We start from the raw sequence: 24,684 nt of genomic DNA, 5'->3' as shown, positions 1-24,684 counted from the left end.
CATGCCGAATAGATGAATGCGACCCATGGCACCTGAAACTCCAAGCTATTTCTCCCACCCGTTCCCCCGCCGCACCTCGGTTGGCGTGATGGTCGGCGGCGTGATGGTCGGCGGCGGCGCACCTGTCGTCGTGCAGTCGATGACCAATACGGATACGGCGGATGTGGACGCGACGGTGGCACAGGTGGCCGCGCTGCATCGCGCGGGCTCGGAGATCGTGCGCATCACCGTCGACCGCGACGAGGCGGCGGCGGCGGTGCCGAAAATCCGCGAGCGGCTGGATCGGCTGGGCCATGATGTGCCGCTTGTCGGCGATTTCCACTATATCGGCCACAAGCTCTTGGCCGATCATCCGGCCTGTGCCGAGGCGCTGGCGAAATACCGCATCAATCCCGGCAATGTCGGCTTCAAGGACAAGAAGGACAAGCAGTTCGCCGATATCGTGGAGATGGCGATCCGCTATGACAAGCCGGTGCGCATCGGCGTCAATTGGGGGTCGCTTGATCAGGAACTCCTGACCACGCTGATGGACCGCAACCAGACCGAAGGCTGGAAGCTGACGGCGCAGGAAGTCATGCGCGAGGCCATCGTGCAATCGGCGCTCATCTCGGCGGCACTGGCGGAGGAAATCGGCCTGCCGCGCTCGAAGATCATTCTGTCGGCCAAGGTCAGCCAGGTGCAGGACCTGATCGCGGTCTATACGGAACTTGCCAAGCGCTCCGACCATGCGCTGCATCTGGGCTTGACCGAGGCCGGCATGGGCAGCAAGGGCATCGTCGCTTCGTCCGCCGCGATGGGCATTCTCCTGCAGCAGGGCATCGGCGACACGATCCGCATTTCGCTGACGCCGGAGCCGGGCGGCGACCGCACCCGGGAGGTGCAGGTGGCGCAGGAGCTCTTGCAGACCATGGGCTTCCGCCAGTTCGTGCCCATCGTTGCGGCCTGCCCCGGCTGCGGGCGCACGACCTCCACCGTATTTCAGGAACTGGCGCAGACGATCCAGAATGATATCCGCGCCAATATGCCGGTGTGGCGGGAGAAATATCCCGGTGTCGAGGCGTTGCAGGTGGCGGTGATGGGCTGCATCGTCAATGGACCCGGCGAATCGAAACATGCCGATATTGGCATTTCGCTGCCCGGCACGGGCGAGACGCCATCGGCTCCGGTGTTTGTCGATGGCAAGAAGGTGACGACGTTACGCGGCCCCGGCATCGCGCAGGAATTCCAGAAGATGGTGGCGGATTATATCGAGAACCGCTTCGGTATTGGCCAGAAGCTCGCTTCCGGCCAGAACTGATTAGTGGCTTGATAAAGGGCGCGTGGCGGCTTCCGGCGTCGCCCTGAGGGTTGCTGCCCAGAAGGAGAGTGTGGCAAGGCTGATCCCTGCGCCAAGCAGGCAGACGCCGTTCCAGCCCGCATGGGCGTAAACCCAGGTGGAAATGGCCGAGCCGCTGGCGCTGCCGATGGAATAAAAGACCATATAGGCTGCGGTCAGGCGGTTTTGCGCGTCGGGGCGTACGCGGTAGATCATCGCCTGATTGGTGACATGCACCGCCTGCAAGCCGAAATCGATCACCAGCACCCCGGCGATCAGCCACAGCAGCGAGTGTCCCAGCAAGGCGATCGGTCCCCAGGCAAGAAGCATCAGCAGAAGCGCGATGCCCGTCATGCGCTGGGCGTGGCCGCGGTCGGCTACGCTGCCCGCCCGCGAGGCGGCGAGTGCGCCTGCCGCGCCGGCAAGGCCGAAGAGACCGATTTCAGCATGGCTCAGTTCGAAGGGTGGGGCGCTCAGCGGCATCACCAGCGGGGCGAGAAGCGTGGTTATGTTGGCGAAAATCAGCATGGCGATGATGGCGCGGATGCGCAGCACCGGCTCCTGCCGGAAAAGCGTCGCGAGCGACAGGATCAGCGCCGGATACGAAAGGGCGGTGGGATTCCGCTTCTGGCGTGGCAGGTTGCGCCAGAGAAGCAAGGCGATCAGGAGCGTGAGGATGGCCGAGCTCAAATAGACGCTTCGCCAGCCGGCAATGTCGGTCAGCGCGCCTGCGACGGCGCGGGCAAGCAATATGCCGAGCACGATGCCGCTGGTGACGATGCCGACCACATGGCCGCGCCGCGCCGGGTCGGCGAGGCTGGCGGCATAGGCGACCAGCGCCTGCGTCACCACCGCGAGCAGGCCCATCGCCGCCATGGACATGAGCAGCAATGTGGAATTTCCAGCAAAGCCGATGGCCGAGAGGGCGAAACCCGAAAGCAGGAAATGGCCGATGATGAGCCTGCGGCGGTCGAAGAGATCGCCAAGCGGCACCAGGAAAATGAGCCCGAGCGCGTAGCCAACCTGGCTGGCGGCGACGATCAGCCCCGCTGTGGCGCGCTCGAGGCCGAGATCGTCAGCCATGACATCGAGGAGAGGGTGAGCGAAATAGACATTCGCGACCGCGAGGCCGCTCGCCACGGCGAAGAGCAACAGCGTGGCGGAGGAGAGTGATGGACGTGCGACAGGGTTCGCGGCCGGCGTTGCCGCCGCGTGATATGGACCGGACATGATAGACTCCCGCAATTTGGTTTTAAAATGAAACCATTTTGCTTGTAGCGAAAACAGTTTTATAATGCAACCATTATTGCGATGAGGGAAGCCGCGATGGTCCGCAAGAAGAGCATGAAAGGGGATTACTGCCCGAGCGCGCGGTCGCTGGATGTCATCGGCGACTGGTGGTCGCTTTTGATCGTGCGTGAAGCCTTCGACGGGGTGACGCGGTTCAGCGCGTTCCAGAAAAATCTCGGCATCGCTCGGAATATTCTGGCGGACCGGCTGCGCAAGCTGACGGGCGAAGGTATTCTGGAGATGGCGGACGATCCGAAGGGCGGCGCCCATCAGGAGTACCGGCTCACCCTCAAGGGCCGCGATCTGCTGCCCGTCATCGTCGCCTTGCGGCAATGGGGCGAGAAATATCTGTTTATGCCCGAGGAGGAGCATTCCCGTCTGGTGGACCGGTTCACCGGGCAGGAAGTCGCGCCGCTCAATGTGCGGGCGCAGGACGGCCGTTTGCTGACAGCCGACGATGTGGTTATCGTGAAGGTGCGGGAAGAGGACGAGTAGGCGACCGGGTGGCCTGTTTGGCTTCGACGTAACGAGGGGGTAAGGACGATATAGCATATTGCCTGTTCCTCTCGCGAGAACGCGGGTCATTTCTCCGCAACAGAAGTGGGAAGGAGAGGGCATGACGCAGGCAGATGTCTTGATCGTCGGGGCAGGTCCTACCGGGCTTGCCCTCGCCCTGTGGCTCGATGCGCAGGGCGCGCGGGTGCGCATCATCGATAAATCCAGCGGGCCCGGCGCTACCTCCCGCGCGATGGTCGTTCAGGCCCGAACACTGGAGCTCTACCGGCAACTTGATCTCGCCGATGGTGTCATTGCCGGGGGCCATAAAACCGAAGGCTTGCAGATATGGACCAATGGCAAGCGTCGAGCGACTATTGCCTTCATGGATGCCGGCGAGGATATCACGCCATATCCTTATGTCTTGATCTATCCGCAGGATTTACACGAGCGCTTTCTGGTCGAGCGGCTCGCGGCGAGGGGGATTGTGGTTGAGCGGGAGACGGAGCTCCTAGATTTTGTCGATCAAGGAACGGGTGTCGAAGCACGGGTAAGGCTGCCCGATGGCAGCGAAGCAAAGTGCCGGGCCCGTTATCTGGCCGGCTGCGATGGCGCGCGTTCCACCGTGCGCCATGTTCTCGGCGCCGGTTTCGAGGGCGGCACCTATGAGCAGCTTTTCTATGTCGCGGATGTCGACGGCAAATCCAGCCTTTCCAATGGCGAGATCAATATCAGCTTCGAAGGACCGGATTTCGTTCTGGTCGCGCCTTATGGCGAGCCCGGCAAGCTGCGCTTTGTCGGCACCGTGCTGCCGGAGCGCGTGGGAGGCGCCGGAACCCTGACCTTCGAGGATGTCGGGCTCGGGGCGGTCCGCGCGCTTGATATCGAGGTGGAAAAGGTCAACTGGTTCTCGACCTACCATGTCCACCACCGCGTCACCGATCGCTTTCGCCATGGCAATGTCTTTCTGCTGGGCGACGCTGCTCATGTGCACAGCCCGGCGGGCGGACAGGGGATGAATACGGGCATCGGCGATTCGATCAATCTTGCCTGGAAACTCGCTGCGGTCATCAAGGGCGAGGCTCCCGATAGCCTCCTCGACAGTTACGAGGCCGAGCGCGCCGTTTTCGCGCGCAAGCTGGTCGAAACCACTGACCGGGCGTTCACCTTTGTCACCGCGAGGGGCAGCTTCGCCGAATTCGTGCGGACGCGGATTGCTCCGATATTCGCCAAGATCGCCTATGGTTTCGAACCCACGCGCGAGATGATATTCCGCCTCGTCTCGCAAACCATGATCAGCTATCCCGAGAGCCCGCTCAGCGCCGGGACGGCGGGAAAGGTGAGCGGCGGCGACCGTTTGCCATTCGTGCGGGTTGATGGAAAAGACAATTACGAGCCGCTAGCAGCGATTGGCTGGCAGGTCCATGTCTATGGCGAAGCCAAGCCGGAACTTGCGGCATGGTGTGAGACGCGCGCCATAGCGCTGCGCGTGTTCGGCTGGACCGAGCGGCATGGCGCGGCGGGATTGCAACGCGATGCCGCCTATCTGCTGCGGCCCGATACCTATGTCGCGCTCGCGGAGCCGTCAGCCGATGTGCCGCCGCTGGAGCGGTATTTTCAGGAGCGGGGTTTTGTCACGACGGGTTAACTCTCCCGATCCGCGATAAACCGCGCCGCCTGTTTCAACAGCGCCGCCTCCGCCCCAAACGGCTCCAGCAGCATCTCAGCCTGCTCGACAAGGCCGCGCAATTGTTTCCGCGTCCAGTCGACGCCGTGCAGCGAGACGAGCGTGGCCTTGCCTGCCGCGGCGTCCTTGCCGGTTGCCTTACCCATCGCTGCCGCGTCCGATGTCACGTCGAGAAGATCGTCGGCGAGCTGGAAGGCGAGGCCGATGGCGCTGCCATATTCGGCGAGGCGCTCGCGGTCTTCGGGAACGGCATTGCCGATGATGGCGCCCGCCTCGCAGGCGAAGCGGATGAGCGCACCGGTCTTCATCGCCTGCAGCGTGATGATGCCGCTTTCATCGGGCTTGCGGGTTTCAGCCGAGAGGTCGAGCATCTGGCCACCAGCCATGCCGCCGAGCCCCGCTGCGCGGGCAAGGGCGGCGACGAGCGTCACCCGTGTCTGCGCGGGCAGGGCGGTTTCTTCGCTGGCGACGATCTCGAAGGCATAGGTCAACAGGCCGTCGCCCGCGAGGATCGCTGTCGCCTCGTCGAAGGCCTTGTGCACGGTCGGCTGGCCGCGCCTGACATCGTCATTGTCCATGGCCGGCAGATCGTCATGAACGAGCGAATAGCAATGGATGCATTCAAGCGCGGCGGCGACGCGCAGCGCCGGCTCCTTGTCGGCGGCGAAGAGGGCGGCGCTTTCCATCAGCAGGAAGGGACGGAGGCGCTTGCCGCCATTGAGGACGCCATGGCGCATCGCGGCCATGAGCCGGTCAGGCCTGGCGATCTCGCCATTGCGCGCGTGGGCGTCTAGCAGCGTCTCAAGCGCGGCTTCCACCAGACGGGCGCGCGAGGCCAAAGCGGTTGCGAAATCGGGGCGAAGGATATCAGTAGCCATCCGTCCGGCATGGACGAAAGCCGCGCGCCGGTCAACCGGTCCGTTGCGGGGCCCGATTTTTTTCATCGAACTGTCGCGTGACGGGAAAACTTATCAATCAGACGTGATCGAATTCGGCATAAGGACGTTATACTCCCAATAATCAGGGCTTTTCGCCGGCGACGGGTTCAATCTTCGATTGGAATGTTCTATGCGGGAGAGGGTTGCAGATGGGCAAGGCGCGTGGCGAAAGTGGTGATCAGGGAGAGGGGGGGCAGAGGATATTTGGCCGATCCGATTCACACGCGGCTGCTGCGTGGGTTCGGGAGGCTTTTGCTCGTTGTCTTCTTCGCTCCGCTCCTGCTTCTTCTCGTCTATCTCATTCCCTTCGTTCATCCGGTCTCCACGCTCATGCTGCGCGATGCGGTCGTGCTGGGCGGCTATGAGCGGCAATGGACACCCATCGACGAGATATCGCCCGTGCTCGTCAATTCGGTGATGATGTCGGAGGACGGCCAGTTCTGCCGTCACGCGGGCATTGACTGGCGCCAGCTCGATCTGGTGCTGGACCAGGCGGCGGAAGGGGAGCGGACGCGCGGCGCCTCGACCATCACCATGCAGACGGTGAAGAATCTTTTTCTCTGGAATGGCCGCTCCTATCTTCGCAAGGCGCTGGAGTTTCCGCTGGCGATGGCCGCCGATACCATCCTGCCCAAACGGCGGGTGATGGAAATCTATCTCAACATTGCCGAGTGGGGGCCGGGCATCTATGGCGCGGAGGCTGCGGCGCAGCATCATTTCGGCCGTTCCGCCGCGCGGCTGACGGCGCGGCAGGCCGCGCTGCTGGCCGCGACATTGCCCAATCCGATCCTGCGCAACCCGGCAAAGCCCAGCCGCGGAATGCAGCGGATCGCCCGTATCATCGAGGCGCGAGCAAGGGACGCGGGGCCTTATGTCGGCTGTGTGCAATAATGCACGGATTTACCGCAAAAAAATAAGCGGCACTCTGGTCAAGGCCACATATTGCGTGTATAGGCACGCGGACTTTCCGGAATTTTGTCCGATGTGACAGGCTCCGCCGGGGCCGGGCCGGACCTTTGTTGACCGATCAGTGGAGCTGAATCCATGGCTGTACCTAAACGAAAGACCTCTCCGTCGAAGCGCGGCATGCGCCGTTCGGCCGATGCGCTGAAGGCCCCGACCTATGTCGAGGACAAGAACTCCGGCGAACTGCGCCGCCCGCACCATATCGACCTGAAGACCGGCATGTATCGCGGCCGTCAGGTGCTGACGCCGAAGGACTGAGTTTCGATTCTGGTGTGACGAATGAAAAGACCGGCCCTTGGGGCCGGTTTTTTTGTTTGACGGTTCGTCGGCTTGGCGCGTCTCCCTTCCCCTTGCGGGGAAGGTGCCCGCGTCAGCGGGCGGATGGGGGTGGTGACGCTTGGCTCTTTTGCTGACAAACGTCGCGCAAACGTCACCGCCCCCACCCGACTCTTCGGGCCGTTCGTCGCTGGAAAAGCCAAATCGTTGGCTTTTCCTCGGCCTTCGGCCGACCGCTCCTCACCCCCGCAAAGGGGGAGGGAGGGGCGCGATATCTCAACCCGCGTCCGCCACAAACCCCGCCGCCTCGATCCCCGCGACTGCAGCCGTTTCGTCATTATCCGACGTGTCGCCGGAAATGCCCGCCGCGCCGAGGATCTCGCCCGAACCGTCCTTGATCAGCACGCCGCCCGGCACCGGCACGATGCGGCCGCCCGAGACACCGGAGAGGCCTTCCAGAAAATGCGGGCGGTCTTTTGCCTGGTTGTGCAGCCAGCGCGAGCCCGCGCCTACGGCGAGTGCGCCGAAAGCCTTGCCCGAGGCGATCTCGAAACGCAGGATCGAGGTGCCGTCCTGCCGCTGAAACGCCTTCAAATGACCGCCGGCATCATAGACGGCGACGACGAGCGGCTTCAGCCCCAACGCCTTCGCCTTGGCAAACGCGCCCGTGATGATCTCATTGGCCTTGTCGAGTGTGAGGTGCATGGTGTTCTCCTTTTTTATAGGATGCGATATTTATAGGTCTGCGCGGAACACCCCCCTCTGCCCTGCCGGGCATCTCCCCCACAAGGGAGGAGATTGGCCTTCATCGAAGACGGCACATCATTCTGCAACATTGACGATTGGCGAAAGCAGAACTCCCAGCCAATCTCCCCCCTTATGGGGGAGATGTCCGGCAGGACAGAGGGGGGTGACGGTGAGCGCCGACATTTCCATTTCAGCTTTTTATCGCGCGCGGCGGCGATTGCACGGCAAAATCCGGTAGCCGATGGAAAAACTGTTTGTCGCAGGACGCAAAACTACTTCGCGATCTCGTCGATCTTGCGCTGCATGGCGGCGATCTGTTCCTTCAATTCGCGCAGTTCGTCGCTGGAGGGCCTGGCCGTCTCGGGTTCGTCCTTCTTCGGCTCTGCCCTGCCATTGGGCGCGTCGCCCATCGGGAAGGGGCTGAACATGCGCATCGCCTGGGCGAATATCTCGGTGTTCCGGCGCACCTGCTCTTCGATCAGCTTGGTGGGGAAGTTGCGCATGAAATCGGTCGAGGACTTTCCGAAAGTCGACGCCATCTGCTCGCGCATCCGCTCCTGCTCTTTGGAGAAGGCAGCCATGGATTGTTCCAGATAGCTCGGCAGGACCATCTGCATCTGGTCCCCATAGAAAGCGATCAGCTGCCGCAGGAAGGAGATGGGCAGCATGTACTGGCTGTCCTTGTCGTTCTCCAGTTCGAAGATGATCTGCGTCAGCACGCTATGGGTGATGTCTTCGCCGGTCTTGGCGTCCTGGACGGTGAACTCCTCGCCCTTCTTCACCATCGCCGCCAGATCTTCCAGCGTGACATAGGTGCTCGTGCCGGTGTTGTAGAGCCGGCGATTGGCGTATTTCTTGATGATGGTTGGGCCAGTTTTTTGGCCTGTCTTTGTCACACTCAACCTCCCCCGCACCCCATGAAGCTGAAATTCTCCCCGGAACGAAGAATAGGGCTAAAATCCGCATAGATCAAAGCGTTTGTGCGATGCGAGACCGATGAGCGCCATTCTATTGTGCGCCGCCCTTGCCAAGCCGCCCTTTCCCGTTTCATCTTGGGTCCCAAAACAGGAGGAATTTCATGCATAAGACCGGAAACGGCCATGTCGTCATCGCCAGCGCGGTGCGCACGCCCGTCGGCTCGTTCAACGGCGCTTTCGCCAATATCTTCGCGCATGAGCTGGGCGCCGCGGCGATCCGGGAGGCGCTGGCGCGCGCGGGCATCGAGGCTGATGAGGTGGATGAGGTGGTTCTCGGCCAGGTGCTGACGGCGGGCGAGGGGCAGAATCCGGCGCGGCAGGCGGCAATGGCGGCGGGATTGCCCAAGGAAGCCACCGCCCTCGTGCTCAACCAGCTTTGCGGTTCGGGCCTGCGCGCGGTCGCGGCGGGCATGCAGCAGATTGCGCTGGGCGATGCGCGGATCGTCGTCGCGGGCGGGCAGGAATCCATGTCGATGGCGCCGCATGCAGCACATTTGCGCGGCGGGGTGAAGATGGGCGATTTCAAGCTGGTCGACACCATGCTGAAAGACGGCCTCACCGACGCCTTCCATGGCTATCATATGGGAATCACTGCGGAAAACATCGCCCGGCAGTGGCAGCTCAGCCGGGAGGAGCAGGATGAATTCGCCCTCGCCTCGCAGCATAAGGCGGAAGCGGCGCAGAAGGAGGGGCGGTTCCGCGACGAGATCGTGCCCTTCACGGTGAAGACGCGCAAGGGCGAGACGGTGGTGTCCGAGGACGAGCATATCCGTCATGGGATGACGCTCGATACGCTCGCCAAGCTGAAGCCGGCCTTCGACGGGCAGGGCTCGGTGACGGCGGGCAATGCGTCCGGAATCAATGACGGGGCGGCGGCGGTTGTTCTCCTTACCGAGGCCGAAGCGGAACGGCGCGGGATCGAGCCGCTGGCGCGCATCGTCTCGTGGGCGACGGCTGGGGTCGATCCGGCGATCATGGGGACGGGGCCGATTCCGACGACCAAGAAGGCGCTCGAAAAGGCGGGCTGGGGCGTCGGAGATCTCGATCTCGTCGAAGCCAATGAGGCTTTCGCGGCGCAATCCTGCGCGGTGGTGCGCGAGCTCGGACTTGATCCAGACATAGTTAATGTGAACGGCGGGGCCATCGCCATCGGCCATCCCATCGGCGCGTCGGGGGCTCGGGTTCTGACCACGCTGCTTTATGAACTCAGGCGTCGGCAGGCGAAGAAGGGTCTCGCGACGCTCTGCATCGGGGGCGGCATGGGCATCGCGCTATGCGTCGAGCGTCTCTGAAGCGCCATTTTAAAGACTCATTGTTGCCAGAATGCCGGTAGCATAGACGGCCAAAATGGAAGAAAAATGCAACGAGTCGCACTTATCACAGGCGGTTCGCGCGGGATCGGCGCGGCCATCGCAATCGCGTTACGCAAGGCCGATTACCGGGTCGCGGTCAATTACTTCAGCGATGACGATATGGCGGAGCGCTTCAGCAAGGAAAACGGGATTCCGATCTACCGCTGGGATGTTTCGGACTATCAAGCTTGCGTGGGCGGCATCGCGCGGGTGGAGGCAGAGATCGGACCTATCGAAGTGCTTGTCAACAATGCCGGGATTACCCGCGACGCGATGTTCCACAAGATGACGGTGGAGCAGTGGAAAGAGGTAATCGACACCAATCTCAACGGCGTCTTCAACATGGCGCATCGGGTCTGGCCGGGCATGCGGGAGCGTAAATTTGGCCGTATTATCAACATTTCCTCGGTCAACGGCCAGAAGGGCCAGGCGGGGCAGGCGAATTACTCCGCCGCCAAGGCTGGCGATATCGGCCTCACCAAGGCGCTGGCGCAGGAAGGCGCGCGGGTGGGCATCACCGTCAATGCTATCGCGCCCGGCTATATCGGCACGGAGATGGTCCGCGCCATCGACGAGACGGTGCTCAACGAGCGCATCCTGCCGCATATTCCGGTGGGGCGGCTCGGCGAGCCGGAGGAAATCGCACGGATCGCGGTGTTTCTGGCGTCGGATGAGGCGGGGTTTATTACGGGGTCGACCATCGCGGCCAATGGCGGGCAGTATATGGTTTGAGGGCGCCGGCGCCTTCCCCTCCCCGCAAGGGGGAGGGAGGGCGTCGGCGCTATCTGCCCCAAAACGGCACAAGTGGTTAACGCCCGGCTCGCTGGAAATGACCGCCAGCGCGAAATCGTCGCTGTTTTATACCAATACCCCGCCATCGGCGCACTATATGTAGTGAGAACAAACCAAGAAAATGGATGAAAAGCCGATTCGTCGCCGATTCGTTCGGCGTTTGGTCGAGGGGTTAACGGGACAGCTCATCCTCATCGCTCGTGGCTTTAATCTTCCATAAGGGATTATTGCGATTTTACTAAAATTTGAAACAGCGGAAAATTTTGTACCAACAGGCAAACGTCAAAGGTTAATGGCCATACCCGCCCATGACCTCTCCTGCCGTCCCGCGATTCAGCATCTGGTGATGCAAGGCTCGACTTCCACCACATATCGCCGTGAACAAAGCGGGAATCGATGCAAGTCAATGATTCGTCGCCGATTCGTTCCGTTCACGTTCCGTTTCTTAACGACAGGCGATGTGAGCGCGCAATCATGGGTTTCGGCGCGCCGCCGATAGTGCTACGCAGAGGGCACGAGTAGAATTTTGGTCGTTCGAGTCATGAACCATCATCCCGCAAACGAATTGCCTCTCATCCTCTCCGGCCGCGACGTTACCGCCGTGCTGGGGCCGACCAATACGGGCAAGACGCATCTGGCCATCGAGCGGATGCTGGCGCATGAAAGCGGTATTATCGGCCTGCCGCTGCGGCTGCTCGCGCGGGAGGTCTATGGCCGCATCGTCGAGCGGGCAGGGGCGGCCAATGTCTCACTGGTGACGGGCGAGGAGAAGATCGTGCCGCCGGGGGCGCGCTATTCGGTCTGCACCGTCGAGGCGATGCCGCGCACGACCGATGCCGCCTTCGTCGCCATCGACGAGGTACAGCTCGCGAGCGATCTCGAACGCGGCCATATCTTCACCGACCGTATCCTGCATTTGCGGGGGCGGCAGGAGACGCTGCTGCTCGGCGCGGCCACCATGCGCGGCATTCTGGAAAAGCTGCTGCGCGGCATTTCCGTCGTCACGCGCCCGCGCTTGTCGCACCTTGCTTACGCCGGCTCGAAGAAGATCACTCGCCTGCCGCGCCGCACGGCCATCGTCGCCTTCGCGGCGGACGAGGTCTATGCCATCGCTGAGCTCATCCGCCGCCAGCGCGGCGGGGCGGCAGTGGTGATGGGCGCGCTATCTCCGCGCACCCGCAATGCGCAAGTTGCGCTCTACCAGTCGGGCGATGTGGATTTTCTGGTCGCGACCGACGCCATCGGCATGGGCCTCAATCTCGATGTGGATCACGTCGCCTTCGCCCAGAACCGCAAGTTCGACGGCTACCAGTTCCGTGATTTGACCGCCGCCGAGCTTGGCCAGATTGCGGGCCGGGCCGGGCGGCATGTGCGCGACGGCACATTCGGCGTGACCGGCCAGGTGGACCCGTTCGAAAACGAACTCATCGAAAAGATCGAGGGCCATGCCTTCGATCCGGTGAAGGTGCTGCAATGGCGCACGGCGCGGTTCGATTTTTCCTCCATCGAGGCGCTGCGCCGCTCCATCGATGTGCCGGCGCCGGTGGAAGGGCTGGTACGCGCTCTGCCCGCCGTGGATGCGCAGGCGCTCGATTATCTGTCGCGCGACAATGACATCGCGCGGCTGGCGGACAGGCCCGAGCGGGTGGAGAAGCTATGGGATGCCTGCGCTTTGCCCGACTATCGCAAGATTGCCCCCGCGCAACATGCCGACATCATCGCTTCGATTTATCAGGATCTCGTTCGGCGCGGCCATGTGGACGAAAACTACATGAGCGAGCAGGTGCGGCTGGCCGACCGGACCGATGGCGAGATCGACACGCTGTCACATCGCATCGCGCAGATTCGCACCTGGACTTTCGTGTCGCACAGGCCCGGATGGCTTGCCGATCCGACACATTGGCAGGAAAAGACGCGCGAAATAGAGGACAGACTGTCCGATGCGCTACATGAACGGTTGACGAAACGCTTTGTAGACCGCAGGACAAGCGTGCTTATGAAGCGCCTGAGAGAGAATGCCATGCTTGAAGCCGAAATCAGCCCGTCCGGTGATGTCCTTGTGGAAGGCCACCATGTCGGGCAATTGGAAGGGTTCCGTTTTACCGCCGACACGAAGGCCGAGGGGGCCGACGCCAAGGCGCTGAAGGAAGCCGCGCAAAAGGCGCTCGCCGCCGAGTTCGAACGCCGGGCCGAGCGCTTTGCCGCATCGGCCAATGGCGATTTCGCGCTTGGCTCCGATGGCGCGCTGCGCTGGATCGGCGCGACCGTGGCGATGCTTGTCGCGGGCGACGATCCGCTCAAGCCGCGCGCGGTGCTGCTGGCGGACGAGCAATTGACGGGCCCGGCGCGCGAAAAGGTCGCCGCGCGGGTGGACCGCTTCGTGGCGCATCATCTGGAAACGGTGTTGAAGCCGCTGTTCGATCTTGCCAATGCCGACGCGCTGACCGGCATGACGCGCGGGCTCGCCTTCCGCATTGTCGAGAATTTCGGCACCTTGCAGCGCCGCGATGTGGCGGAAGAGGTGCGCGGGCTCGATCAGGATTCACGCGCTGCGCTGCGTCGCCTTGGCGTGCGCTTCGGCGCCTATCATGTGTTCGTGCCGGCGCTGCTGAAGCCCGCCCCGGCAGGGCTGATCACGCTTCTCTGGGCGCTGAAGGAAGACGCGCGCGAGCGTCCCGGCTATGGCGATGTCGTCCATGCGCTGGCGGCGGGCCGTACCTCCGTCGTGGTCGATCCCTCTTTCGATCCTTCCTTCTACCGGCTCGCAGGTTTCCGCATGCTTGGCCGCCGCGCGGTGCGCATCGATATTCTGGAGCGCCTCGCCGATCTCATCCGTCCGGCGCTTGCCTGGCGGCCGGGTTCGGGGCCGCGTCCGGATGGGGCCTATGACGGCAGCCGTTTCATCGTCACGCCGCCGATGATGTCCATTCTCGGCGCGACCGCCGACGACATCGAAGAAATCCTGAAAGGCCTCGGCTATCGCAACGAGCCGATGGAAGCGGCGCAGGTCGCAGCCAAGCTGGCGGAGCTCGATGCCGTGGCCGCAGCGGAAGCCGCCAAGGCGGCAGGCGCTGCCGCGGGCAAGCCCGCCGTTCCGCCTGCGGAACCGGTGGGTGATTGGCCCGTTGTGGCTGAGGAAAAGGCCGAGGCGCCTGCCCCTGTCACGGAAACTATCGAAGCGACGTCTGCCGCCGCATCCGAAGCGGTGGCGGAGGAAGCGAAGCCGGTACTCCTGTGGCGGCAGGGCCGCTTCGAAGGGCGTCGCCCAGAGCATGCGGGCAACCGGCAGCGCGGCCATCAGAACCGTTCTGCCGGAGGCGGCGAGAAAGCCGAGGGCGAGCCGCGCCGCGACTTCCGGGCCAAGAAAGGCCCGCAGCAGGGCGGTAAGGATGGCAAGCGCTTCCACAAGGCACCGGGCGGTGAAGAACGGCCTGACAGCCGCGACCAGCGCAAGAGCGGCCATGGCGGCAAGCCGCATCATCAGAACCGCGACGGCGGCAAGCGTCACGAACAACGGCAGGAGCGCCCGGTGAAGATCGATCCGGATTCACCCTTCGCCAAGCTCGCGGCGCTCCGGGAGCAGCTGAAGAAATAAAATCATGACGGCAGTGGGCGAAAAGCAGCGCATTGACAAATGGCTGTTCTTCGCGCGCGTCGTCAAATCACGCTCGCTTGCAGCGAAGCTCGCAGCGGGCGGCCGGGTGCGGGTCAACCGCGACAAGATCGATCAGGCGTCGCATCTGGTGAAGGTCGGCGATGTGCTGACCGTCACGCTCGACCGGCGCATTCTTGTCTATAAGGTGCTCGACACCGGCCACCGGCGCGGCCCGGCAGAGGAAGCCCGGCTTCTCTACGAGGACATATCGCCGCAGCCTGCTCCGCGTGAGGACCCGGCGGTGGAACTTCCGCCGGTTCGCGAGCCGGGCAGCGGGCGTCCGACCAAGCGGGAGCGGCGGGAGATCGATCGGCTGCGGGGGGAGATGGAGTAGGCGCTTTGGAGTTGGAGTGAGAGCGTGAAGGTTGTGTCCGGCACGCCCCCCTCTGTCCTGCCGGACATCTCCCCCGCAAGGGGGGAGATTGGCTGGCACGTCCGCTTTCGCCAAATCGTCAACGTCGCAGAATTAAACGCCGCCATCGATGAAGACTGATCTCCCCCCTTGCGGGGGAGATGTCCGGCAGGACAGAGGGGGGCGACGTAGAGCGCGACGTTTCCAACCCTCATATGCCTGGCACTCCGGTAAAATATTCCCCCTTTCCACACCCAAGCAGATATGATTTCGCGTTCTGCGGTGTAGTGCCGCGTGGGTTGGTGCCTCCTCTTGCAAGGCGGCGACAAAAGCGTTAGCTCACAGCCATATTTCATTTGATCGCATGATCTTATCCAAAGTGAAGCAACTTTCGGGATCATGCGTAAAGCCGTCTCAGGAGTCCCTGATATGACCTATGTCGTGACCGACAACTGCATCCGCTGCAAATACACGGATTGCGTCGAGGTCTGTCCGGTCGATTGTTTCTACGAAGGCGAGAACATGCTCGTCATCAATCCTGACGAGTGCATCGATTGCGGCGTGTGCGAGCCAGAATGCCCCGCCGAGGCAATCAAGCCGGATACGGAGCCGGGCCTCGACAAATGGCTGGAACTTAACGCCGAATATGCCGTTAAATGGCCGAACCTCACCGCGAAGAAGCCGGAAATGCCCGAAGCCAAGGAAATGGACGGGGTGGAAGGCAAATTCGAGAAATTTTTCTCTCCCGAGCCGGGGGAGGGTGACTAGAATTTGCGGCGAGACGGTCTCCTCAAGACCGTCTTCGCTGACTTATTTTTAGCACATGCGGCAAATTGTTGATTCTTTCAGCTTTTTGTGTTAAGAGTTCCTTCATAAATGTCGATGGCTGGACGTCAACTCGTGGCGCATATGCGTTAATCACCGAAAGGCTGTTTTTCTTTTTCCGGTCTTTAGCGGGTGCCGGTGGAATTGTGCGGCCAAAGGCCCACATCAGGCCCCGTTTCCGGGCGAGATTTTTCGCGTTTCCTTGATTTTCGCCTATCCAGAACAAAGGTCGGCAGACCGGACCTTCCCTTGCACGAGGGGAGCCGGCTTACCATGTGTTAACCGGCGGGGGCCGCCGGGCACAACAGGGAGTATGAAGCGTATGACATCCCAGCAGAAAAAGCCCGCGACGCGGCAGGGTTTCAAGACGAGCGAATTCATCGTTTACCCCGCCCACGGCGTGGGCCAGATCGTGGCTATCGAAGAGCAGGAAGTGGCGGGCCACAAGCTTGAACTTTTCGTGATCGATTTCCAGAAAGACAAAATGCGCCTCAAGGTGCCGGTCGCCAAGGCGTCGACCATCGGCATGCGCAAGCTGTCGGAGACTGATTATGTCGACCGCGCGCTGAAAGTGGTGCAGGGCCGGGCGCGCGTGAAGCGCACCATGTGGTCGCGCCGCGCGCAGGAATATGATGCAAAGATCAATTCGGGAGACCTGATCGCGATTTCCGAGGTGGTGCGCGATCTCTACCGCGCCGAAAACCAGCCGGAACAGTCCTATTCGGAGCGCCAGCTTTACGAAGCCGCGCTCGATCGCATGGCGCGTGAAATCGCCGCCGTCAACAAGATGTCGGAAACCGAAGCCGTCCGCCTGATCGAAGTCAACCTCGCAAAGGGACCGAAGCGCGGCGCCAAGGCCGACGCGGAAGCCGAGATCGAGGAAGACGAGGCCGAAGCAGCGTAAGATTTGTGGGGGACGGTGTTCCCTAGCAACTGGGTCATCAAACGGAAATGGCCGCATCGGAAACGGTGCGGCCATTTTTGCGTTGTCGATTTCAGCTACGGCGTTTCGTTTTGTGAGAAAATGCCAGCTTTTTATCGGTGTGGCTGCGTCACCGTCGAGGCATGGATTCCTGTGACAAGCACAGGAATGACGGAGACGTATTTTCTTCTATGAGAACCGTTTCAAGCAAAGGCGAGTCATGCCGGAAACGTATAAGGTTGGCCGCAACAGTAAATTTATCGTCATTCCTGTTCTTGTCACAGGAATCCATGCCTCGACGGTTTCACTGCCGCAACAGCGCAAATATTCAGCGAAACAGGAATCGCTCCGGGCTGGCAGCGAGCCCTCAGCTCATCCCAAGCGCGTCCTTGTAGAGTTGAATCATCGCTTCTTCTTCCTGGCGCTCATGCTCTTCCTTCTTGCGCAGGCGGATGACGGTGCGGACCGCCTTGGCATCGAAGCCAGAGCCCTTCAGCTCGGCGTAGACGTCCTTGATATCGTCGGAGATCGTCTTCTTTTCTTCCTCAAGCCGCTCGATGCGCTCGATGAAAGCGCGCAATTGCCCGACGGCTACCGTCTGTGCGGTGTCACTTGTGATATCGTCCACGGATTCGTTCTCCAGATCGGTTGGGGGATTTGAACACGTCGATGCCCGACGCAGCGCGGCGGGTCAAGACCACGATGCGCGTCATTCGCAGCCTATCTTGTCAGCGATATGGTTTATAATCGGTGAGCCGCCTTATCGGTCCCCAGCTGGATTGTCCGTGACGGCCAGTCCCGCCATTCTTTTGCCCCACCGCGGGCGTCCGAAGTTTTCCCGGTTCCTCACCTTCCAAACGCGTTGACATCATAAGCGAAACTGCCGAAAAGAGGGCAACCGAAATGGGATATTCAAGCGTGACAGGCTCGCGAATGCGCGCTCAACACCTCACCGTTTTTTCCGGCGCTCTCGTCCTTGGCATGATGCTGATGGGCACGGCGGCTCATGCCGATTTTCGCGTTTGCAACACGACACAGAATCTCGTCGGCGTGGCGATCGGCTATCGCGCCAAGACCGGATGGATCACCGAAGGCTGGTGGCACATCAACGGCTCGACCTGCAAGACGCTGATCGAAGGGCCGCTTTCGCAGCGCTATTACTATCTCTATGCCGAGGATGCCGAAGGGGGAGGCCGTTGGGACGGCCCGGTCAACATGTGCGTCGCGGAGAGGGAATTCAAGATCACCGGCGTCAACGATTGCTTCGCACGGGGCTTCCAGCGCGCCGGCTTTCAGGAATACGACACGGGAGAGCAGTCGAGCTGGATGGTCCAGCTGACCGATGAGACCCCTCCCGAAAATCCGACAGTGACAGGAACGAATAATCCATGAGACGCAGCCGCAAGGTCAAAATTCTCGCAACGCTTGGACCGGCCTCATCGGAGGAAGCGGTGATCCGGAAGCTTTACGAGGCCGGGGCTGATGTTTTCCGCATCAATATGAGCCATGCCGACCACGATCTGATGCGCGCCCTCGTGCAGCGCATTCGCAATGTCGAGCGGGAAATGGGCCGGCCCATCGGCATCCTCGCCGATCTGCAGGGACCGAAGCTGCGCGTCGGCAAGTTCAGGGATGGCAAGGTCAGCCTGACGCCTGGCCAGAGCTTCACGCTCGACGATCAGGATGTGCCTGGCGACAACACCCGTGTTTTCCTGCCGCATCCCGAGATCCTGCAGTCGGTCGAGCCGGGGCATCGGCTCTTGATCGATGACGGCCGCCTGGCGCTCGTCGCTGAGGAGGCGGATGGCAAGTCGATCCGCTGCCGCGTGGTTTCCGGCACCGTCATTTCCGACCGCAAGGGCGTGAGCCTGCCCGACACGACGCTGGGCGTGAGCGCGCTCACCGAAAAGGACCGCAAGGACCTCGAAGCGGTATTGCAGGAAGAGATCGACTGGGTGGCGCTCTCCTTCATCCAGCGGCCCGAGGATCTGGCGGAGGTGCGCAAGATCGCGCGCGGGCGCGTCGGGCTTCTCTCCAAGATCGAGAAGCCGCAGGCGGTCGCCCGCCTCGATGAGATCATCGAGCTTTCGGACGCGCTGATGGTGGCGCGCGGCGATCTGGGCGTGGAAATGCCGCTCGAAGCGGTGCCCGGTATCCAGAAGCAGATCACCCGCGCCGCGCGCCGCGCCGGCAAGCCGGTCGTCGTCGCCACCCAGATGCTGGAATCGATGATCACGGCGCCGGTGCCGACCCGCGCGGAGGTTTCGGACGTCGCCACCGCCGTGTTCGAGGGTGCGGACGCGATCATGCTCTCCGCCGAATCGGCGGCCGGGCAATATCCGGTCGAGGCGGTCGCCACCATGGCGCGGATTGCCGAGAAGGTGGAACGCGATCCGACCTATCCGGGCATCATCCATGCGCAGCGCTCCGAGCCGGAGGCGACGGGCGCGGATGCGATTTCGCTCGCCGCAAGGCAGATCGCCGAGACACTCAAGCTGTCGGCCATCATCACCTATACGGCGTCGGGAACGACGGGCCTGCGCGCCGCGCGTGAGCGTCCGCAGACGCCGATCATCGCGCTCTCGCCCATCGTGGAGACGGCGCGCCGGCTTTCCCTCGTCTGGGGACTGCATTGCGTGGTCACCGAGGACGCGCGCGATCTCGACGACATGGTCGACCGCGCCTGCAACATCGCCTTCCGCGAAGGCTTCGCCAAGCCGGGCGACCGCGTGATTATCACCGCAGGCGTGCCGCTGCGCACGCCCGGTTCGACCAATATGCTGCGCATTGCGTATATCGGTGCGGATGGGCTGACGGGGATTTGAGCAGTCCTGCGCGCTGCGCCGCCATCGAGGCGGCTTGCGCGCCACCCCTCATCCGCCTTCTCCCACAAGGGAAGAAGGGAGGGTGCTTGGCATAACGCTTAATGCCAATCACAAACGGTTGCGATTGGCGGGAGCGGTAATGCAATGCTCCAGCCTTCTCCCTTGTGGGAGAAAGTGGCCACGCGAAGCGTGGCCGGATGAGGGGGTTCCCTCAAGTCCGCGTATCCGTCAGCTCGTCCGTGATCTCGCCGGCTTCCTTCTGCGCGTCGCGCAGCATGGGGTAGACGGCCAGGGCGCGTTCGTAGGCGCGCAGGGCGAGTTCCTTGCGGCCTGTTTCCCTCAGGATCGAGCCCATGCCGGTCAGCGCCGCGAAATGGCGCGGCTCCAGCCGCAGCGCGCGGTCGATGTCGCGCATGGCGCTGGTATAATCGTTCATCAGGAAGAAAAGCGTGGCGCGGCGGTTCCAGCCCTCGGCATAGTCGGGCTTGAGCGTGACGATCTCGTTCAGGAAATCGATCGCGACCGGATATTTCTTTTCGGCGATGGCGTCGCTCGCCCAGCCCATCATCAGATCGATGGTGGCGCTGCCGGACTGGTTCCACAGGCCGTAAATCTCGCTGGCGATGCGCTTGGCCTTGGCTTCGTCCCGCTCTTTACGCAATTCGCCAAACAGCCGGTCGAGCCGGGCGCTGCGCTTCTGCGCTTCGGTCGCCCCTGCGGGGTTTTCCGGGGCGGCGGCAGCGGGTTCCTGGGGCGTCGCCGCATTTGCCGCCGGGACGGAGGCGGCGGGGAACAAGGCGAGAGTCAGAATGGCAAAAACGTTCCGCATGCGCATGAAGGTACTCATACGCAGCGAAACGTCAAATGCGAATTTCAGGATAAGGCCTTCCGTGAAGCGGAATAGCCTCACCATCGCGTGATCAGCCCTGACGCGCCTTGTAGCGTGGGGCGGTCTTGTTAATGATATAGATGCGGCCTTTGCGGCGAACCATGCGGTTGTCGCGATGACGGCCCTTGAGCGCTTTGAGCGAGTTCTTGATCTTCATGTCAGTCACCGGTCTGGTTGGCCCGTCGCCGGGCATCAATGAAGGCGCGCGAGGCACGCCCAAGAAAGGTTGGCGCGAAATAGCCAAGGATTGCGGCGGTTGTCAACTCCCGGCGACGTAAAAGATCGCCGCCAACTGACTCTATTTTTTGGGTTTTATGCGGGTGACGTGTCCCATCTTGCGGCCCGGACGCGCCTCTGCCTTGCCATAGAGATGCAGCACCGCCTGCGGCTCGGCAAGGAGCTCAGGCACACGCGCCACATCGTCGCCGATGAGATTCTCCATCACGCAATCGCTATGCCTGGTGGTGTCGCCCAGCGGCAGACCGGCGATGGCGCGGATATGCTGCTCGAACTGCGAAATGGCGCAGGCGGCTTCCGTCCAATGGCCGGAATTGTGGACGCGCGGCGCAAATTCGTTGGCAAGCAGCGTGCCGTCCTCGCGCACGAAGAACTCAAGGCCCATGACGCCGACATAATCGAGCGCATGCATGAGCTTTTCCGCCGCCTCGCGCGCCATATCAGCTGTGGCGGGCGCGATGGCCGATGGCACGGTGGAGGTCGCTAGAATGCCGTTGGAATGAACGTTCTCGGCGATGTCATAGGCGCGGGCATTGCCGGCACGGTCGCGGGCGGCGATGACCGAGACCTCGCGCTCGAACGGCACGAAGCCTTCGAGAATCGCGGGCGCATGGCCGATGGCATCGAGCGCGGCGTCGAGATCGTCGCTGCCATCGCCCTTGAGCCGCACCTGTCCCTTGCCGTCATAGCCGAGGCGCCGCGTTTTCAAAATGGCGGGACCGCCAATGGCCGCGAGGCCGGCGGCAAGGCTTTGCGGATCGCCAACGAGATGCCAGGGGGCGGTTTCGATGCCGCAATCGTTGAGGAAGGCTTTTTCGCGGAAACGGTCCTGCGAAACCTCGAGCGCGATGGGAGGAGGGAAGACCAATCTCTCTTCCGCCAGCTTCTGCGCCGCCCCGACCGGGACGTTCTCAAACTCATAGGTAACGACGTCACAGGCTTGCGCCAGTTCCGCCAGCGCTGCCTTATCATCATAAGCCGCGACGATTTGCCGGTTCGCGGCCTGCGCGGCAGGGCAGTCCGCTTGCGGCTCCAGAATCATGGTGCGGAAGCCGAGGCGCGCCGCCGCCTGCGCCAGCATGCGGCCGAGCTGCCCGCCGCCGATGATGCCGATCGTCGATCCCGGCTTCAGCATCGTCATGCCTCGTCCTTGGGGCGTTCGGCAACGCCTGCGCTCTGAACCTCCCGCCAAATCTCCAGCCGTCTCGCAAGCGCTTCATCGGAAAGCGCCAGCACAGCGGCGGCAAGAAGCGCGGCGTTGACAGCGCCGGAACGGCCGATAGCAAGGGTGCCGACCGGGATGCCCGCGGGCATCTGAACGATGGAAAGAAGCGAATCCTGACCAGAAAGCGCCTTCGATTCCACTGGGACGCCGAAAACGGGCAGGGGCGTCATCGAAGCGGCCATGCCCGGCAGATGCGCCGCGCCGCCGGCTCCGGCAATGATCACCTTGAAGCCCTCGGCCTTTGCGCCCTTGGCGAAGGCGACGAGGCGGTCCGGAGTGCGATGGGCGGAAACGATGCGGGCGTCGTAAGGTATCTCAAGCGCGGCGAGCGTCTCGGCGGCGTGGCGCATTGTCGGCCAATCGGACTGGCTGCCCATGATGATCGCCACATCGGCCCGTGTCTCAGCCATCGCCGCTTTCCTTTTATCGTTGGATGAAAGGCACTTAACCGAAAAGCCCCCGTCCCGCAAGGCAAGGTCTGGGATGAACCGGACGCTAGGCGATGATGTCGGGAATGATCTGGTCTTCCAGTTCCTGAAGCTTGTCCTTGATGGCCAGCTTCTTCTTTTTCATGCGCTGGATGCGCAACTGATCGCAGCCCACTTCGATCATAGCATTGATGGCGGCATCGAAGTCCGCATGTTCCTGCTTCAGACGTGCCACGGCCAGTCTGATATCTGCCTGTTCCTGATCGGACATCCGGTTTGTCCCGTTCTGATTATCTATTTTCAGGATATCTAGCCCCGGCGCAGCCCATATCACATTTCGCCAGAATAGAAAATGCTACTATTCCGAAATCGACTTCCTCGCAAAGTCGTGGCAGACTGTCATCGCTCTGTCACGAAGACTTCAGGCAGAGGCGGTTCCCGGCTCCCGCTTAGTTGACGGGAGACGTTCGGAAACGGCGGAAAATCGCCTGATTAGCTTCTGAGCATATATTGGTGCGGCGGCTTCCAAAGGCTGCTTCATGACCCGGCCTCGCTATCCGGCCGGTTCCGTGAGTCCTGTTGACGACAACCAACCCAAAGGAGATCCAATCATGGCCATTGAGACCCATCTTGCTACGCTGGAGAAGAAGCATGGCGCCCTGGACAGGGAGATCGCCGAGGCGATGGCCTGCCCGGCGATGGATAATCTCCACATCGCGGATCTCAAGCGCAAGAAACTGATGCTCAAGGACCAGATTGAAAAGCTCAGGGTGCAGGTGACGCGCCACTGAGCTGGAACACCGATTAGCGGCTTGCAAGGCACCCCCCTCTGTCCTGCCGGACATCTCCCCCTCAAGGGGGGAGATTAGCTGACGCTACCCTCCGCCTTCATTCTGCGACGTTTGTGATTGGCGCCGGGCATTGATAAAGGCGTAATCTCCCCCCTTGAGGGGGAGATGCCCGGCAGGGCAGAGGGGGGTGCTGTCCCGCCAGTCTCTCAAATTATGGCAAGAGGGGTCTATCTCATCCCTGCTCCTCCGCACGCGGAATAAGCTTTAATCCCTCCGGCGTCGCGGCGCGCTCGGGGAGGCTTTGGAAATTTTCCTTCTCCTCGCGGGAGGGGGCAGGGCGCTGGCGCGAGCGGATGATGGCGTAGCCGGTGATGGACATATGCGCCAGCGCAGTGACGGCGAAGAGCGCCGCGGGCCAGAGATATTCCATTGCGAAGGCGGCGACGAGCGGCCCGATCATGGTGCCGAAGCCGTAGAGCAGCAGCAGGCCGCCTGAGATCTTCACGTAATTCTCCGATGCCGCGAAGTCGTTGGCGTGGGCCACGGCGACGGGATAGAGCGCGTAGGCGAGCCCGCCGTAAATTGCGGTGAGGACAAGGATGGTGACGGCGTCGGTGGGCGCGATCAGGAAGATGGTGAGGCCAATGAGCGAGGACGCGCCCGCCACGCCCGCCAGCACGAAGCGGCGGTCGGTCATGTCGGAAAGGCGTCCCACGGGGATTTGCGAGAGCGCGCCGGCGAGAATGGTGAAGCTCACCATGAGGGCGATCATGGTGGTGTCGATGCCGGAATCGGCGCCATAGACCGCACCGAGCGTGCCCCAGGCGCCATTGGCGATGCCGATGAGAATGCAGCCGACGGACGCGACGGGCGAGTTGCGGTAGAGGGCCTTCAAGTCCAGTTCCACGCTGCTCAGCGGCTTGGGGCTGGTGGCGGTGGAGATGGCGGTGGGGATCAGCGCGAGGCAGAACAGGATCCCCGATACCATGAAAAGGCTGTCGCCCCGCACATTGCCGCCGGCGACCATCATCTGGCCACTCATGACGGCGCCGTAGTTGACCATCATGTAAAGGCCGAAGATGCGCCCGCGGGTTTCGTTGGTGGCGCGCTCGTTGAGCCAGCTTTCGATGACCATGAATGCGCCCGCCATGGCGAAGCCGGTGAAGGCCCGCAGCGCGATCCAGATGACGGAATCGACGAAAAGCCCGGTCAGGAGCGCGATGATCGCGGCGGAGGAGGCGAAGAAGCCGAAGGCGCGGACATGGCCCACCCGGCGCACCAGCCTTGGCGCCAGCAGGCAACCGGTGATGAATCCGCCTGCCCAGGCGGTACCGAGAAGACCCAGGGAACTGATGGCAAAGCCTTCAGCCCCGCCGCGCAAGGGAAGCAAAAGGCCGTGAAGCCCGGATCCGGCCAAAAGAAACGCCGTGCCGCAGAGCAGCGCGAAAACCTGAATGAATGACTTGAACAAAATGCTCCCCCGAATCCTATTTTATTGAGGGAAAAGAGCCCCCATGGCCGAATAATGGCGGAAGATGAAAATGGTTGCGCGGGGCATCGGCTCGCACCCTCCTTCCCCCTTGCGGGGAAGGTGCCCGCGTTAGCGGGCGGATGGGGGGGTGACGTATGCGCTTTGTTGAAGAACGTGGCGCGCGCATCACCACCCCACCCGGCCCTACGGGCCACCCTCCCCGCAAGGG

24 protein-coding genes and 1 pseudogene are annotated in these 24,684 nt (G+C 62.3%); 14 read left to right on the top strand and 11 right to left on the bottom strand.

The window, feature by feature from the left end; genetic code table 11:
* The first annotated feature begins 25 nt into the window (after nucleotides 1-25).
* Nucleotides 26-1,297: a flavodoxin-dependent (E)-4-hydroxy-3-methylbut-2-enyl-diphosphate synthase gene (ispG, locus tag ACOWVG_RS08425; protein ID WP_420961396.1), complete on the top strand. Its 1,272-nt coding sequence runs from the start codon at nucleotides 26-28 to the stop codon at nucleotides 1,295-1,297.
* On the opposite strand, the gene ACOWVG_RS08420 is transcribed toward ispG, so the two are convergent.
* On the bottom strand, nucleotides 1,298-2,545 hold the full coding sequence (locus tag ACOWVG_RS08420) for an MFS transporter (RefSeq protein WP_420961394.1): 1,248 nt from the start codon (nucleotides 2,543-2,545) through the stop codon (nucleotides 1,298-1,300).
* Between the two features lie 96 nt (nucleotides 2,546-2,641).
* Here ACOWVG_RS08420 and ACOWVG_RS08415 point away from each other — a divergent pair, with 96 nt between their 5' ends.
* Together ACOWVG_RS08415 and ACOWVG_RS08410 are read left to right on the top strand one after the other, a co-directional pair.
* Entirely contained in the window at nucleotides 2,642-3,100 is a 459-nt protein-coding gene (locus ACOWVG_RS08415) for a winged helix-turn-helix transcriptional regulator (RefSeq protein WP_420961393.1), read from the top strand.
* A 121-nt stretch (nucleotides 3,101-3,221) separates the two neighbouring features.
* Entirely contained in the window at nucleotides 3,222-4,748 is a 1,527-nt protein-coding gene (locus ACOWVG_RS08410; protein WP_420961392.1) for an FAD-dependent oxidoreductase, read from the top strand.
* On the opposite strand, the gene ACOWVG_RS08405 is transcribed toward ACOWVG_RS08410, so the two are convergent.
* Entirely contained in the window at nucleotides 4,745-5,665 is a 921-nt protein-coding gene (locus ACOWVG_RS08405; protein ID WP_420961669.1) for a polyprenyl synthetase family protein, read from the bottom strand. The genes ACOWVG_RS08410 and ACOWVG_RS08405 overlap by 4 nt on opposite strands.
* 222 nt (nucleotides 5,666-5,887) lie before the next feature.
* Here ACOWVG_RS08405 and mtgA point away from each other — a divergent pair, with 222 nt between their 5' ends.
* Together mtgA and rpmF are read left to right on the top strand one after the other, a co-directional pair.
* Nucleotides 5,888-6,616: a monofunctional biosynthetic peptidoglycan transglycosylase gene (gene mtgA / locus ACOWVG_RS08400; protein WP_420961390.1), complete on the top strand. Its 729-nt coding sequence runs from the start codon at nucleotides 5,888-5,890 to the stop codon at nucleotides 6,614-6,616.
* Between the two features lie 153 nt (nucleotides 6,617-6,769).
* Nucleotides 6,770-6,949 (top strand): 50S ribosomal protein L32, encoded by a 180-nt coding sequence (gene rpmF / locus ACOWVG_RS08395; protein WP_188824491.1) that lies wholly within the window; start codon nucleotides 6,770-6,772, stop codon nucleotides 6,947-6,949.
* A gap of 294 nt (nucleotides 6,950-7,243) precedes the next feature.
* On the opposite strand, the gene ACOWVG_RS08390 is transcribed toward rpmF, so the two are convergent.
* The gene (locus ACOWVG_RS08390) at nucleotides 7,244-7,672 is read right to left on the bottom strand and encodes a GlcG/HbpS family heme-binding protein (RefSeq protein WP_420961388.1); all 429 of its coding nucleotides are present in this window, start codon (nucleotides 7,670-7,672) and stop codon (nucleotides 7,244-7,246) included.
* Between the two features lie 314 nt (nucleotides 7,673-7,986).
* Nucleotides 7,987-8,610, bottom strand: a complete 624-nt coding sequence (gene phaR, locus ACOWVG_RS08385) for a polyhydroxyalkanoate synthesis repressor PhaR (protein WP_420961386.1) — start codon at nucleotides 8,608-8,610, stop codon at nucleotides 7,987-7,989.
* A 182-nt stretch (nucleotides 8,611-8,792) separates the two neighbouring features.
* Here phaR and ACOWVG_RS08380 point away from each other — a divergent pair, with 182 nt between their 5' ends.
* The 6 genes and pseudogenes from ACOWVG_RS08380 to ACOWVG_RS08355 all read left to right on the top strand — a co-directional run bounded on the left by ACOWVG_RS08380 (nucleotide 8,793) and on the right by ACOWVG_RS08355 (nucleotide 16,571).
* Nucleotides 8,793-9,983 (top strand): acetyl-CoA C-acetyltransferase, encoded by a 1,191-nt coding sequence (locus tag ACOWVG_RS08380; protein WP_420961384.1) that lies wholly within the window; start codon nucleotides 8,793-8,795, stop codon nucleotides 9,981-9,983.
* A 66-nt stretch (nucleotides 9,984-10,049) separates the two neighbouring features.
* Nucleotides 10,050-10,775, top strand: coding sequence for an acetoacetyl-CoA reductase (gene phbB, locus ACOWVG_RS08375; RefSeq protein WP_420961383.1), 726 nt, complete (start codon nucleotides 10,050-10,052; stop codon nucleotides 10,773-10,775).
* A 601-nt stretch (nucleotides 10,776-11,376) separates the two neighbouring features.
* Nucleotides 11,377-14,245, top strand: a pseudogene (locus tag ACOWVG_RS08370) (helicase-related protein); the annotation flags it as partial.
* 189 nt (nucleotides 14,246-14,434) lie between these two features.
* Nucleotides 14,435-14,824, top strand: a complete 390-nt coding sequence (locus ACOWVG_RS08365; protein ID WP_420961381.1) for an RNA-binding S4 domain-containing protein — start codon at nucleotides 14,435-14,437, stop codon at nucleotides 14,822-14,824.
* Between the two features lie 447 nt (nucleotides 14,825-15,271).
* On the top strand, nucleotides 15,272-15,610 hold the full coding sequence (gene fdxA, locus ACOWVG_RS08360) for a ferredoxin FdxA (RefSeq protein ID WP_420961380.1): 339 nt from the start codon (nucleotides 15,272-15,274) through the stop codon (nucleotides 15,608-15,610).
* A 379-nt stretch (nucleotides 15,611-15,989) separates the two neighbouring features.
* Complete coding sequence (locus tag ACOWVG_RS08355; RefSeq protein WP_420961378.1) at nucleotides 15,990-16,571, top strand: CarD family transcriptional regulator; 582 nt, start codon at nucleotides 15,990-15,992, stop codon at nucleotides 16,569-16,571.
* 385 nt (nucleotides 16,572-16,956) lie between these two features.
* On the opposite strand, the gene ACOWVG_RS08350 is transcribed toward ACOWVG_RS08355, so the two are convergent.
* Nucleotides 16,957-17,217 (bottom strand): DUF2312 domain-containing protein, encoded by a 261-nt coding sequence (locus ACOWVG_RS08350; protein WP_420961377.1) that lies wholly within the window; start codon nucleotides 17,215-17,217, stop codon nucleotides 16,957-16,959.
* Nucleotides 17,218-17,570: 353 nt separating this feature from the next.
* Here ACOWVG_RS08350 and ACOWVG_RS08345 point away from each other — a divergent pair, with 353 nt between their 5' ends.
* Both ACOWVG_RS08345 and pyk read left to right on the top strand, forming a co-directional pair.
* A complete protein-coding gene (locus tag ACOWVG_RS08345) occupies nucleotides 17,571-17,981 on the top strand; it encodes a DUF1036 domain-containing protein (protein ID WP_420961668.1) in 411 nt (136 codons plus the stop codon).
* A complete protein-coding gene (gene pyk / locus ACOWVG_RS08340) occupies nucleotides 17,978-19,414 on the top strand; it encodes a pyruvate kinase (RefSeq protein WP_420961375.1) in 1,437 nt (478 codons plus the stop codon). The genes ACOWVG_RS08345 and pyk overlap by 4 nt, the downstream gene beginning before the upstream one ends.
* Before the next feature lie 211 nt (nucleotides 19,415-19,625).
* On the opposite strand, the gene ACOWVG_RS08335 is transcribed toward pyk, so the two are convergent.
* From ACOWVG_RS08335 to ACOWVG_RS08315, 5 genes are all read right to left on the bottom strand, one after another.
* Entirely contained in the window at nucleotides 19,626-20,261 is a 636-nt protein-coding gene (locus tag ACOWVG_RS08335; protein WP_420961667.1) for a tetratricopeptide repeat protein, read from the bottom strand.
* A gap of 73 nt (nucleotides 20,262-20,334) precedes the next feature.
* A complete protein-coding gene (gene ykgO, locus ACOWVG_RS08330; RefSeq protein ID WP_188824503.1) occupies nucleotides 20,335-20,460 on the bottom strand; it encodes a type B 50S ribosomal protein L36 in 126 nt (41 codons plus the stop codon).
* Nucleotides 20,461-20,601: 141 nt separating this feature from the next.
* Complete coding sequence (locus ACOWVG_RS08325) at nucleotides 20,602-21,681, bottom strand: 5-(carboxyamino)imidazole ribonucleotide synthase (RefSeq protein WP_420961372.1); 1,080 nt, start codon at nucleotides 21,679-21,681, stop codon at nucleotides 20,602-20,604.
* Nucleotides 21,678-22,175: a 5-(carboxyamino)imidazole ribonucleotide mutase gene (purE, locus tag ACOWVG_RS08320; protein WP_420961371.1), complete on the bottom strand. Its 498-nt coding sequence runs from the start codon at nucleotides 22,173-22,175 to the stop codon at nucleotides 21,678-21,680. Before purE ends, ACOWVG_RS08325 begins: the two co-directional genes overlap by 4 nt.
* Nucleotides 22,176-22,260: 85 nt before the next feature.
* Entirely contained in the window at nucleotides 22,261-22,464 is a 204-nt protein-coding gene (locus ACOWVG_RS08315; protein ID WP_420961369.1) for a YdcH family protein, read from the bottom strand.
* A gap of 337 nt (nucleotides 22,465-22,801) precedes the next feature.
* Between ACOWVG_RS08315 and ACOWVG_RS08310 the strand changes: the two genes are divergently transcribed.
* Nucleotides 22,802-22,984 carry a YdcH family protein gene (locus ACOWVG_RS08310; protein WP_420961665.1) on the top strand — a complete coding sequence of 61 codons (183 nt, stop codon included), beginning with the start codon at nucleotides 22,802-22,804 and terminating at the stop codon, nucleotides 22,982-22,984.
* Between the two features lie 232 nt (nucleotides 22,985-23,216).
* Here the strand turns inward: ACOWVG_RS08310 and ACOWVG_RS08305 are convergent, their stop codons facing one another.
* On the bottom strand, nucleotides 23,217-24,455 hold the full coding sequence (locus tag ACOWVG_RS08305; protein ID WP_420961367.1) for an MFS transporter: 1,239 nt from the start codon (nucleotides 24,453-24,455) through the stop codon (nucleotides 23,217-23,219).
* Between the last annotated feature and the right edge of the window lie 229 nt (nucleotides 24,456-24,684).

Source organism: Brucella sp. IR073 (genome assembly GCF_049065735.1).
In the GTDB taxonomy this organism is placed as follows: Bacteria; Pseudomonadota; Alphaproteobacteria; order Rhizobiales; family Rhizobiaceae; genus Paramesorhizobium.
Note: the sequence above shows the minus strand (reverse complement) of the source record. Positions and strands in the feature narration are given on the sequence as shown.

Coding starts and splice junctions, on each gene's coding strand:
- ispG (WP_420961396.1), top strand. CDS start 26: ATGGCACCTGAAACTCCAAGCTATTTCTCCCACCCGTTCCCCCGCCGC.
- ACOWVG_RS08420 (WP_420961394.1), bottom strand. CDS start 2,545: ATGTCCGGTCCATATCACGCGGCGGCAACGCCGGCCGCGAACCCTGTC.
- ACOWVG_RS08415 (WP_420961393.1), top strand. CDS start 2,642: ATGGTCCGCAAGAAGAGCATGAAAGGGGATTACTGCCCGAGCGCGCGG.
- ACOWVG_RS08410 (WP_420961392.1), top strand. CDS start 3,222: ATGACGCAGGCAGATGTCTTGATCGTCGGGGCAGGTCCTACCGGGCTT.
- ACOWVG_RS08405 (WP_420961669.1), bottom strand. CDS start 5,665: ATGGCTACTGATATCCTTCGCCCCGATTTCGCAACCGCTTTGGCCTCG.
- rpmF (WP_188824491.1), top strand. CDS start 6,770: ATGGCTGTACCTAAACGAAAGACCTCTCCGTCGAAGCGCGGCATGCGC.
- ACOWVG_RS08390 (WP_420961388.1), bottom strand. CDS start 7,672: ATGCACCTCACACTCGACAAGGCCAATGAGATCATCACGGGCGCGTTT.
- ACOWVG_RS08380 (WP_420961384.1), top strand. CDS start 8,793: ATGCATAAGACCGGAAACGGCCATGTCGTCATCGCCAGCGCGGTGCGC.
- phbB (WP_420961383.1), top strand. CDS start 10,050: ATGCAACGAGTCGCACTTATCACAGGCGGTTCGCGCGGGATCGGCGCG.
- ACOWVG_RS08365 (WP_420961381.1), top strand. CDS start 14,435: ATGACGGCAGTGGGCGAAAAGCAGCGCATTGACAAATGGCTGTTCTTC.
- fdxA (WP_420961380.1), top strand. CDS start 15,272: ATGACCTATGTCGTGACCGACAACTGCATCCGCTGCAAATACACGGAT.
- ACOWVG_RS08355 (WP_420961378.1), top strand. CDS start 15,990: ATGACATCCCAGCAGAAAAAGCCCGCGACGCGGCAGGGTTTCAAGACG.
- ACOWVG_RS08345 (WP_420961668.1), top strand. CDS start 17,571: ATGATGCTGATGGGCACGGCGGCTCATGCCGATTTTCGCGTTTGCAAC.
- pyk (WP_420961375.1), top strand. CDS start 17,978: ATGAGACGCAGCCGCAAGGTCAAAATTCTCGCAACGCTTGGACCGGCC.
- ACOWVG_RS08335 (WP_420961667.1), bottom strand. CDS start 20,261: ATGAGTACCTTCATGCGCATGCGGAACGTTTTTGCCATTCTGACTCTC.
- ykgO (WP_188824503.1), bottom strand. CDS start 20,460: ATGAAGATCAAGAACTCGCTCAAAGCGCTCAAGGGCCGTCATCGCGAC.
- ACOWVG_RS08325 (WP_420961372.1), bottom strand. CDS start 21,681: ATGACGATGCTGAAGCCGGGATCGACGATCGGCATCATCGGCGGCGGG.
- purE (WP_420961371.1), bottom strand. CDS start 22,175: ATGGCTGAGACACGGGCCGATGTGGCGATCATCATGGGCAGCCAGTCC.
- ACOWVG_RS08315 (WP_420961369.1), bottom strand. CDS start 22,464: ATGTCCGATCAGGAACAGGCAGATATCAGACTGGCCGTGGCACGTCTG.